Source organism: Sphingorhabdus sp. (assembly GCF_046292425.1).
GTDB lineage: Bacteria > Pseudomonadota > Alphaproteobacteria > Sphingomonadales > Sphingomonadaceae > Sphingorhabdus_B.
In genome coordinates this window covers 1-10,521 of record NZ_JBKBQV010000079.1, presented here as the reverse complement: position 1 = coordinate 10,521, position 10,521 = coordinate 1, and the positions used below count along the sequence as shown (strand labels likewise).

General features: G+C 52.9%; 9 protein-coding genes, 2 tRNA genes, 1 pseudogene and 1 riboswitch. Of the genes and pseudogenes, 4 read left to right on the top strand and 8 right to left on the bottom strand.

The window, feature by feature from the left end:
• The 3 genes from ACK4S7_RS12605 to ACK4S7_RS12595 form a co-directional block, all read left to right on the top strand.
• A partial coding sequence (locus tag ACK4S7_RS12605) for an integrase core domain-containing protein (protein WP_409647446.1) occupies positions 1-311 on the top strand: 311 nt, incomplete at its 5' end.
• 50 nt (positions 312-361) lie between these two features.
• On the top strand, positions 362-1,168 hold the full coding sequence (locus ACK4S7_RS12600) for an HWE histidine kinase domain-containing protein (RefSeq protein ID WP_409647443.1): 807 nt from the start codon (positions 362-364) through the stop codon (positions 1,166-1,168).
• Positions 1,169-1,374: 206 nt separating this feature from the next.
• The gene (locus ACK4S7_RS12595) at positions 1,375-2,376 is read left to right on the top strand and encodes a sensor histidine kinase (protein ID WP_409647440.1); all 1,002 of its coding nucleotides are present in this window, start codon (positions 1,375-1,377) and stop codon (positions 2,374-2,376) included.
• Between the two features lie 296 nt (positions 2,377-2,672).
• On the opposite strand, the gene ACK4S7_RS12590 is transcribed toward ACK4S7_RS12595, so the two are convergent.
• The 8 genes from ACK4S7_RS12590 to ACK4S7_RS12555 all read right to left on the bottom strand — a co-directional run bounded on the left by ACK4S7_RS12590 (position 2,673) and on the right by ACK4S7_RS12555 (position 8,968).
• Positions 2,673-2,800: transfer RNA gene (locus tag ACK4S7_RS12590), tRNA-Thr, on the bottom strand.
• A 275-nt stretch (positions 2,801-3,075) separates the two neighbouring features.
• Positions 3,076-3,188: riboswitch (SAM-I-IV-variant riboswitch) on the bottom strand.
• 327 nt (positions 3,189-3,515) lie between these two features.
• Positions 3,516-3,591: transfer RNA gene (locus ACK4S7_RS12585), tRNA-Lys, on the bottom strand.
• Between the two features lie 40 nt (positions 3,592-3,631).
• Positions 3,632-4,165 (bottom strand): 2-amino-4-hydroxy-6-hydroxymethyldihydropteridine diphosphokinase, encoded by a 534-nt coding sequence (folK, locus tag ACK4S7_RS12580; protein ID WP_409647437.1) that lies wholly within the window; start codon positions 4,163-4,165, stop codon positions 3,632-3,634.
• A complete protein-coding gene (aguB, locus tag ACK4S7_RS12575; protein WP_409647434.1) occupies positions 4,149-5,015 on the bottom strand; it encodes an N-carbamoylputrescine amidase in 867 nt (288 codons plus the stop codon). Before aguB ends, folK begins: the two co-directional genes overlap by 17 nt.
• A 7-nt stretch (positions 5,016-5,022) precedes the next feature.
• Positions 5,023-5,373: a DUF3147 family protein gene (locus ACK4S7_RS12570; RefSeq protein ID WP_409647431.1), complete on the bottom strand. Its 351-nt coding sequence runs from the start codon at positions 5,371-5,373 to the stop codon at positions 5,023-5,025.
• A 7-nt stretch (positions 5,374-5,380) separates the two neighbouring features.
• Positions 5,381-6,241, bottom strand: coding sequence for a class I SAM-dependent methyltransferase (locus tag ACK4S7_RS12565; protein ID WP_409647429.1), 861 nt, complete (start codon positions 6,239-6,241; stop codon positions 5,381-5,383).
• A 62-nt stretch (positions 6,242-6,303) separates the two neighbouring features.
• Positions 6,304-7,284, bottom strand: coding sequence for an agmatine deiminase family protein (locus tag ACK4S7_RS12560; RefSeq protein ID WP_409647426.1), 981 nt, complete (start codon positions 7,282-7,284; stop codon positions 6,304-6,306).
• 4 nt (positions 7,285-7,288) lie between these two features.
• The gene (locus ACK4S7_RS12555; protein ID WP_409647423.1) at positions 7,289-8,968 is read right to left on the bottom strand and encodes a M28 family metallopeptidase; all 1,680 of its coding nucleotides are present in this window, start codon (positions 8,966-8,968) and stop codon (positions 7,289-7,291) included.
• 493 nt (positions 8,969-9,461) lie between these two features.
• Here ACK4S7_RS12555 and ACK4S7_RS12550 point away from each other — a divergent pair.
• Positions 9,462-10,521, top strand: a pseudogene (locus ACK4S7_RS12550) (S9 family peptidase); the annotation flags it as partial.

The window sequence follows — 10,521 nt, the reverse complement described above, 5'->3', positions numbered from 1 at the left end:
AAGCCAACAAGATGAGCCATGTGCGCGGCGCGCCAATGCATCCGCAAACACAGGGCAAGATCGAACGCTGGCACCAGACACTCAAGAACCGCATCCTGCTGGACAACTACTTCCTGCCCGGCGACCTTGAGCATCAGATCGAAGCGTTCGTCGAGCATTACAACCATCAGCGCTATCACGAGAGCCTGAACAACGTCACGCCTGCCGATGCCTACTTCGGCAGGGCGCAAGCCATCATCCAACAACGTGAAAGGATTAAACGACAGACTATCGAATATCGGCGCTTGCAACACCACAAGATCGCCGCCTAATATTAACCCAACTGATGAGGCCAACACTCCGCTAATTTACGCAGCCATCAGTGCCAAATGTTCTGACGACGGACACTCAGATCGCGAAGTTACGCCATGCTTTGTCCCGCGGCGACGATCGCATTGAAATCGAACTGCTGAACTACCGCAAGGATGGCACGTCGTTTATAAACGCTCTGTTGATCAGTGCAATCAGAGGCGAGGACGGCCGTCTGCTCTACTGGTTGGCATCCCAAGAGGACATCACTCTGCAACACAGAGCCAAAGAGTTAGAAGCTAGTGAGCGCCGACTTTTGAAAGAAGTGGATCATCGAACTCTAAACGCTCTAGCACTTGTCCAAAGCATCGTCCGTTTATCCCGAGCAGAAGATGTTGAGCATCTTTCCCGATCAATAAATGGTCGGGTTCACGCTCTTGCCCTTACTCATCGACTTTTAGCGGAACGGCGCTGGCGGTCTGTCAGCCTAACGGATTTGATTGATCAACTGCTCGCGGCCCACGGGGGCGCCGACAGGGTCGTCGTGGACAGACAAGATGCCGAGTTAGTGCCGCAAGTTGTGCAGCCACTGGGGTTGGTAATTCATGAGTTAATTTCTAACGCGCGTGTGCATGGAGCTTTGGCGGCAGATGCGGGCAAGATTGAGCTCAAGTGCATAATTGAGAATGACGCACTGGTTATACAGTGGCGTGAACCTATTCCTTCTGGCGCCCACGCCACTCTAACAGAAGGGTTCGGTATGCAAATCATTCACACTGTAGTCGAGCACCAGTTGGGGGGAGCTCGTAATTTCGACGTTGCCAACGACCTGCTGGAAGTGACTATCGTTGTTCCGCGCGCAATTTTCGGAGCTGGCTAAATGTATTCAAACGTTCATATCGACAGGCAGCTTGTACGGCTTCAAATTTGAGACCCAACGCAACCGACACACGGAGGTACTGTTTGTGGCCCGGACATGTTCAGGCGAGATGTCGTTCATACTATGTGGCTGCTCACAACATCTGCCCGTTTGTGTAAAATTATAAAACTGTTAGTCTTGGTCCGTCTGACGCACGGAACCCTAACATGAACAATATTGATACATCCGTGGGCGATTGGAGCGTCCAGCAACTTCAACTCGCCGTCCAGGCCGCATGTGTCGCTTTGTGGCGTTGGAACGTTGACGACAACAGCTTCTACATGGACAGGCGTGGCTTTGATCTTTGGGGGCTGCAATGGTCTACGAAGCTCGAATTTGAACAACTCTCCGCGCATATTCATCCCGCAGATCGCGATCGGGTACGTGCAGCTTTTGTTGCGACGAGATCAGTTAGCGGACCTTATGAAATTGATTTCCGGATTATGTTAGGTGATGCGATCCGATGGATTTCTGCACGTGGGCAAGGAGCCGACGAGGGTATTGTAGACCGGACGATGTTTGGTGTTTTTCTTGATGTCACGGGGCGCAAGCAAGCCGAGGAGGGCCACGAACTCTTAGCGGGCGAGATGAGCCACCGTGTAAAAAATCTATTGGCAATTGCAAGTAGCCTTACTGCGCTCACAGCCCAGTCTTGCCACTCTGTCGAAGAGATGACCAAGGATTTGATGAGGCGACTTTCGGCGCTCGGTCGGGCACATGACCTTGTGCGGCCGTTACCTGCGTCTCAAGGTAATGCTGCATTGCTTGGAGACCTGATCACAGTTTTGCTCGCCCCTTACGACGACCTAGGTGCTTTTAGCGATCGCATCCGAGTTGCAGTGCCTCGTATGGGGGTAGGTGAGCAAACTGCGAATATTCTCGCGATGGTCATCCACGAGTTGGCGACAAATTCGGCCAAGCACGGCGCGCTCTCGAGCCAGGAGGGAGCTCTTGCCATCACTGGCGCCATACAAGACGAGCAATTGATAATTACATGGGCAGAAACCGGAGGTCCTGTCGTTTCCGAGCAACCAACAATGAGTGGATTTGGCAGCCAAATGCTAGTTCGAATATTGGAGGCGGAACTTGCAGGGAGTATCACCTACGATTGGCAACCCACGGGACTAGTGGCTACCGTATCTGTGCGGACAAGTAGTTTACCCAATTAATGTAAATTATTCATCCGTTCTAATGGCTTGCGGCTGGATAGTTGATCATCCTCGAACTCACCGCGTGCGCCTGTGCCGTAACAATGTCCGCATTCAAGCAAATGTTTTAGGACCTCGGGTGTCCGTAATTGGGCGCAAAGCTGCCATTCCGCAGCACGTTCAAAGGCCGGTACACTTGCAATGGGCCACATCAAAGCAGCCTACACAACAGGTTCCGAGTGCTTGCCCAGTGCTTGCCTGATTAAAGCACTTGCCCACATTATTCCAAAAGCTACGCGATAACTTATTGAAAAATATGGTGCCGACTATAGGATTCGAACCTACGACCCCCGCATTACGAATGCGGAGGTCGCAGGTAAGGCATAAAGGATTAAGTAAGAGCGAGAATACTCATTTTAACAGCTTCACAAAAAGCTGGATCGGCCGGTAGGACTTTACGAAACCTGCTAGCACGCCACCCGTCAGTCGGCCGGTGGTCAATATTTTCAAGATGAAGGCCTCGGTTACCGTTTGCCCAGACGACTGCAGAAACGCGATAGGTAGCCCGCTCTTTGAGCCGGCCTATCACCGCGGCCTGCCTTGGTTCAATTGGAATTGGCGGCTGAGCATCAATGCAGACTACTACATCTCCTGCTCTAATTATTCTGCTGTCTAACATAGTTTATCTCCAGTGCTGCTACACCCAGAGAATATGTGACGAAGGGCTCACTTAGTTGCTGTCCTAGCCACATCCCGATCCTTGCGGACCAGTACCACCTTGCCAGAGCTGACAGGTTGGTGAGGGCGACTTAACCCTTCTCTTGATGCTGCATCCTTATCGAATGAATAGATACAAATGTCAATTGGGTGCGCTAATGTGACCGTTTCGCATCATCTGCCTTCCACGCGGCGTCGCTCGAATCGTTTTACTTTGCAACGTCAAACGCTGCGGTCCGTCAGCGAAAACGGGGGCAAGGTGCTTTCCAAACTCATTCGCCCGCTAAGCACAGAATAATTTCCGCGTAAATCTTACGCGTTTGTGACGCATCGATATCAATGCATCAAAACGATAGTCGCTCTATCTGATTGCTATCTGATTACTGAAACCGCTCTCACCAAAAAAATTGAAGCGTTCAACGGTGTTAACCTATTGAAATATATGGTGAGCCCTGCTGGGTTCGAACCAGCGACCTACTGATTAAAAGTCAGTTGCTCTACCGACTGAGCTAAGGGCCCCCGATTTGAACCATTGTGGGTTCAAAGGAGAGCGCTTCCCCTAATAGCGGTGGGGGGTGGGGTCAAGCGCCTTTGGTCGGTTAAATCGCGATTGCAGGTGACGGATGCTAAGGCCAGTCATCGGGTCCCGCCAATCGGGTGCAACCATCGCCGCCGGTGTCAGCACGAAACCGCGTGAATGCAGACCGGGGTGCGGAATGGAAAGCATCGGGCTATCTTCTGCCCACATGCCGCCGGACCACAGAAGAATATCAAGGTCCAACACGCGTGCGCGCCAGCTTTGGCCGCGACGGATCCGTCCGAAATGGCTTTCGATTTCGTGCAGGCGCGTCAAAAGGGCTGGGGGATCAAGTTCGCTTGCGACGACTGCGGCTGCATTGGCAAAGCGCCTCGACGATGGACCCATGGGACTTGATTGAATCGTCGCGGAGTGGGCGAATACGTCGATATCCTCCATTTCCAATGCAGCAATTGCCTGCTTAACAACACGGCAGGGGGGGCCGATAAGCGGGTGCGGCTGATTCGATCCAATACCAACGAGATAGAGATGGGACAGACTAAATATCCTCGGCAAGGCGCGTGTAAAGTTGCGGCCGCCTGTCGCGGAAGAAGCCCATGCTGGCCCGGTGCGCGCGCGCTTGGTCAAGGTCGAATGTCGAAACCAATACGCCTGTTTCGGCATCACCAAGGTCGCAGACTACATCGCCCCATTCATTGGAGATAAAGCTGGTGCCGTAGAATTTTTGTGCCGTCTGGCCATGATCGTCCTCGCTTCCGACCCTGTTGGCCGCAATTACTGGCATACAGTTGGAAACAGCATGGCCAACCATTGCCCGCCGCCACATATGCCTTGTGTCCAATGTGGCGTCCTGCGGCTCAGCGCCGATAGCGGTCGGGTAGAAGAGCAGCTCAGCACCCATCAAGGCCATCGCGCGGGCGCATTCGGGGTACCATTGGTCCCAGCATATGCCGACGCCAACAGTTGTGCCGAACACCTCCCACACCTTGAACCCGGTATTTCCGGGACGGAAATAATATTTCTCCTGATACCCAGGACCATCGGGGATATGGCTTTTGCGATAAATGCCCATGATTTCGCCGTTCGGGCCAATCATCGCGATGCTGTTATAAAAATGTGCGCCATCCCGTTCAAAAAAGCTTGCTGGAATGGCAACGCCAAGCCGCTTGGCGAGTTTCACCATCGCCGTGACTGCAGGATGCTCCAGTGTCGGCCGCGCAAGCGCGAAATGCGCTTCTTCCTGCGTTTTACAGAAATAAGGACCAGAAAACAGTTCGGGCGGCAGGATTATCTGCGCGCCAAGGTCGCTCGCTTGCGACACCAGGTCGCTGACGGCATCAATATTTTCAGCTTCACTGGCCGACAAGGGCAGTTGCAACGCGGCGACGGTAATATTTCTGGTCATCCCGCGTCTATAGCCGGACCCCGAAACGTGCCGCAATCACGATTGTTGCCAGATACAATATTATTGTGAGCGCAATGCCGCACGAAAGCGCGAACCAAAAGCTATGCCCAGCGCGTAGCAGCCATGGCATGAGCAGGAACATTGGCAGGCTGGGCAGAACATACCAAAATGTTGCTTCGGCGTGATCGGCAAGGAGTATCGAATCGCTTGTATCACGCCAAAGCCAGATCATTCCAAAAACGGATATAAGCGGCAGCGAGGCGATTAACGCGCCCGCTGCCGGCGCCTTGCGACCAATAACAGCAATCAGTGCGATGATGATCCCCGAAAGGATTGCACGAATTGCAAAGGCGGTCACAATTTTATCAAGGTCGCTTTTTAAAGAGCAGCGTCATGCGGTCAGATTCACCGATCGCTTCATATTTCGCCCGGTCAACGTCCTTCAACCGCAATGCAGGGGGCAAAGTCCAGACGCCGTCAGGCCAATTCGCGCTGTCCTTGGGGTTTGCGTTTATCTCGCTCTTGGCAACAAGTTCAAACCCATGAACCTCCATGAACTTGATAATGTCCGCCTCCCGCATGTAGCCTTTTGTGCCATCGGTATAGCTATAAGGTGCGTCTGCTTTGGCGCGATGCTGCTCAATGCCCAGCAAGCCATCCGGTTTCAGCAAGTCGCGCATAGCTTTGATTTCGGAATCCGCAATGTTCCAATTGATCAGGTTATGCATCATTCGCATTACTAGAATACGGTCAAAGGTTCCCTTTGCGCCTTCTGGGATTTCGCTGATAGAAAATGCGTTGAAGTCGGTTGCAGGCCGACCGGAGACTGCAGCGACGTCAGACGGAAATTTGGTGACGGCGGCTGCAATGCCTTGTTTTTGCTGGTCGCTGAAATGTGTTTTTGTGCCGAAGTACAGGCCGGTATATTTGCCATTTTCGTTGACGTAGCGGCCAAGGATGCGTGACACCCATTCCCCACCAGGGGCATATTCCCCAATCACATGGTCAGGGTGAAGGCGAAAGAATTCAAACGTCTCGGCAGGATGACGATATCTGTCACGCTTTGCGTCATTTGCCCGGGCAGGGTCGGCAAGGATTTTGGCAAGCCGCTCCTGATGTGCCTTATGCATCTTTGCATGCTCGGCTTTGTTCGCGCCGTGGTGGTCAGCTAGGGCTGGCATTGCCAAAGTTGCGGCTGCGAGGGCGAATAGAAATGCTTTCTTCATGGGGGTCCTCTCCTTTTTGCGTGCAATCTATATGGTTATCTGAGCGCAGAATTCCAATACCGTCAAATTGGCACTTGTTGGCTTGAGCAGTGAAAGCTGCCGCCTCCAGTCAATACTGCGTCTGCCATGACACCAACAACTTGTCGGTCGGGGAATAACGCGGCCAAAGTCGCAATGGCTGCGTCATCATTCCCCGCGCCATAAATCGGCACGACTACCGCATGATTGCCAATATAGAAGTTCATATAGCTTGCAGGAACGGCCTCACCATCCAGCATAAACCGTCCGACAGAGGGCATGATGCTGATGCGGCAACCAAATGCTTCGGCTCGGCTTCGGGCATCGTCAAAAACTGCACTGTTGGGGTCATCAAGCCCCACACTTTGCGGGATTAGGATATGGTTTACGCCTACAAAACGGGCAAGATTGTCGATATGTCCGTCGGTATGGTCGTTCGCCAGCCCATCGCCTAGCCATAAAAGCCGTTCGATCCCGAGCTCGTCGCGCAGCACGGCTTCAATTGCGGTGCTATCGAGTGACGGATTGCGGTTGGGATTAAGCAGGCAGTCCGTGGTCGTTGCGGCGAGGCCTGCGCCATCGACGTCAATCGAGCCTCCTTCCAAGATCCAGTCAGCCTTCGTAATCGCAAAACCTGCTGACGCTGCGAGTTCGTGGCCAATTGTTTGATCGCCAGGATAATCGAAACGTCCGCCCCAGCCATTGAAACCAAAATCGCGGGCAAGGCGGCGGTCGCCATCTTTGACGATGATACAACCGGTGTCGCGCAGCCAGATGTCCCCGATCGCACGTTGTTCAACAACGATGCCACTGTCGACATTGTCAGACGCGATCTTGGCGGCCTCGTCATTTCCCGCAATCAAGTGCACGCGCTCGCCGCGACCCGCTGCGTGAACGGCATTTGCAAACTCGACGATTTGTTGCTGCGCTCGCCCCAAAGGTGCACCCCACGCGTCCGCCGAGCTTGGAAACCCGATCCAAACCGATTCATGCGGTGCCCATTCCGCGGGCATTCTAAAGGCCATGTGCTTATTTCCCGCTGCGGCTCTTGTCGCGGACTGCACGGAATTCATCGCCCTCGTTCCAGTTTGGCCAAGCATCGGTCATCGCGAGCATACGTCCAACGCGATAGTAGAGTTTAAGGTCGGACATGACGCCGGCCCAATCCCAATTTTCGTCAAATTCATCACCGGGCGCGTGGTAGCGGTTCTTTTCATAATCTTCGGCTGCTGCTTTGGCAGCGGCTTTCCCGCCTGTGACTAAATCGTCACCGCCTTCAAAATATACCATGGGCACGCCAAGCTTGGCAAAGCTGAAATGGTCGGACCGATAATAGAAGCCCTTTTCAGGCGTTGGCTCCATTTCAGGCGTGCGGCCTTCCAATTTTGCAGCCGTTTCCAGATAGCTATCAAGTTCGGATTTGCCCTTGCCGATCACAGTTAGATTCTTGGCGGGTCCCGACATTGAAAACGCGTCCATGTTCACGCCGCCTGCGGTCTGTGATAAGGGGAAGATTGGGTTTTCGGCATAATATTTGGAACCGAGTAAGCCGCTTTCTTCAGCGGTTACCGCAAGGAATACGACTGACCGCTCAGGGGCGCCTGCTTTGGTAAAACCTTCGCCCAATGCGACCAGCGCAGCGGTCCCGGTGGCGTTATCGACAGCACCATTGCATATGTCGTCACCGTCGGCGGCAGCCGTGCAGCGCCCCAAATGGTCCCAATGCGCTGTATAGAGCACATATTCGTCAGGGCGTTTCGTGCCCTTCAGCACGCCAACGACGTTCTTGCTGGCCTTGCGCGCGATATCGTTTTCGAAATTAAGCGATGCTGTCAGGTTCAAGGGTACTGCCTTGAATCCCTTCTGCTTTGCTGCCGCCATCTGTTTTTCAAGATCTTGCCCTGCAGCATTAAATATTTCCTTTGCGACAGATTTCTGGATCCAGCCATTGGCCAGCGTTTGACTTTTTCCGCCATCCTTTGACTGGGCAAGGAACTGAGTGCCAGTCCAGCTTGAGTTGACCACGTTCCAGCCATAGGCCGCAGGCGCATCGTCATGGATAATCAAAACAGCTGCTGCGCCCTGGCGTGCGGCTTCTTCATATTTGTAGGTCCAGCGACCGTAATAAGTCATCGCCTTTCCGCCGAAGGGGCCATCAAGGCCGTCGCTTTCGAAGTCGGGATCGTTGACCATTACGACCACGGTCTTGCCCTTTACATCAACGCCGGCATAGTCGTTCCAGCTCTTTTCAGGGGCGACGATGCCATGACCGACAAAGACCATGTCGCTTTGCTTGATTTCCGTTTTTGGCGTTTCGCGATAGCTGCCGATGACATATTCGTCGCCATATGCAAAAGACATAGCCTTCCCGCTACGGTCAGCAATGCTTAATGCAGAAACGTTTTTCGCGGTGATTTCGATGAGCGGAACGTCTTGCGTCCAACTGCCATTGTTACCGGGCTCAAGCCCTGCCGCCTTAAATTTAGATATCAGATAGGCAACGGTCTTTTCTTCGCCTGCAGACCCCGGCGCGCGGCCTTCATAAGTGTCCAGCGACAATTCGCGCGTCACGTCTTTCATCGTCTGTTCAGATAACGCAGGAACCTCAATTTCCGGAAAAGCCGATACTTCGGCTACCGGCGATTCCGCCTTCTGACAGGCGGAGGTCAGAGCCAGCGTGGAAATAAGGGCCAAAGAAAGCAGGCGCATGAAATTCTCCTAAGGGGAAATATTATTACGCGCCTTGTGCCAGACCCGTCCGTCCGGCTCAAACAAAAAAGGCCTACGATATGAACGTCGAATAGCAGCAGGATTATAGCGTGAGCCTGTACACAGCTATCTGTTGGGACTGGGAAGAACGTTCCTGTCAGTTTACCGCCGTACCACCGCGGGCTGGGACGCCTCTTCAGGCGTCACCGCGAAAATACTTTGGGTCATTACGGCAGCGCCCCATTAAACGTGGTCCACATTATGCGATATTTTATGCTTTATCTTTAGACTCTTATCGTGAAAATTTACATCTTAGAAGCTACTTTGTGCTTGCTGTATCATAATCAGCGGTCATGTATGCAGTCGACACATGGGGAGAGCGGATATGCGATTTGTTAGTTGTCTTCTTGCAATGTCGTTGCCGGCAGTGCTGTCGGCGCAGGACAAATCTGCCGCGGATTTCGGAGCCCGTGAGGCTATCCAACACGTATCCATGTCGCCTGACGGCAATAAGATAGCTTATATTGTTCCAACCGAGGGACAGGGAAGCCGTTTGTTTACTGTTGATATAGTTGATCGTGCCACACCCCGCGCCGCATTGGCAGCATCAGGTGATCCCGAGCGATTGTCCTCTTGCGAATGGGTTTCCAACGCAAGATTGATATGCAGTATTGTCATGGTTGTACGCAAAGATGGTGATCCTATCGTCGCCAGTCGCTTGGTCTCGATAAATGCCGACGGGACTGAACTCAAATTGGTTTCGGTACGACAGGGCGCCAATGCGGAGCGTGTCTCCTATTTCGGAGGTAATCTGGTGGATCTGCTACCTTCAGATGATGGCGCGGTGCTTTTAGGTCGCGAATATGTGCCGGAGGGGAAAATCGGATCACTGGTGGCCAAAACCAAGGACGGTTACGGTGTAGATCGTGTGGACACGCGCACCCTGATTTCCAAGCCGGTGGTTGCGCCAACGCGGTTGGCAAGTGAATATATCAGTGATGGCGTCGGTAATGTGCGGATTATGGGCGTCGTAAAAACGGCATCTGACTATGATAGCGGCATGCGGCGCTATCTCTACCGCATATCGGGGAAAAACGAATGGAATTTTCTTAGCGAGTTTGATTCCACCAACAACACTGGTTTTAATCCCTATGCCGTCGATCCTGCAGAAGACGTGGCTTACGGCTTTGAAAAAACGGACGGTCGGCTAGCACTATATAAAGTTAAACTGGATGGCTCACTTACTAAAACGAAAGTGTTCAGCCGACCAGATGTCGATGTTGACGGTCTTATTAGGTTGGGTAGGCAAAGACGGGTGGTCGGGGTAAGCTTCGCAACGGAGAAGCGTGAGGCGTTCTATTTCGATCCCGCCTTGCAAAAACTTGGTGCTTCCCTTTTAAAGGCGTTGCCTGACGCTGGCTTAATCAATTTTGGGGGAATGAGTGCAGACGGACAAAAGCTCGTAATTTGGGCGGGCAGCGACACAAACCCCGGGCAATTCTATTACTTCGATAAAATAACCAAACGCTTGAGTCCGTTGTTTGCAAGTCGAC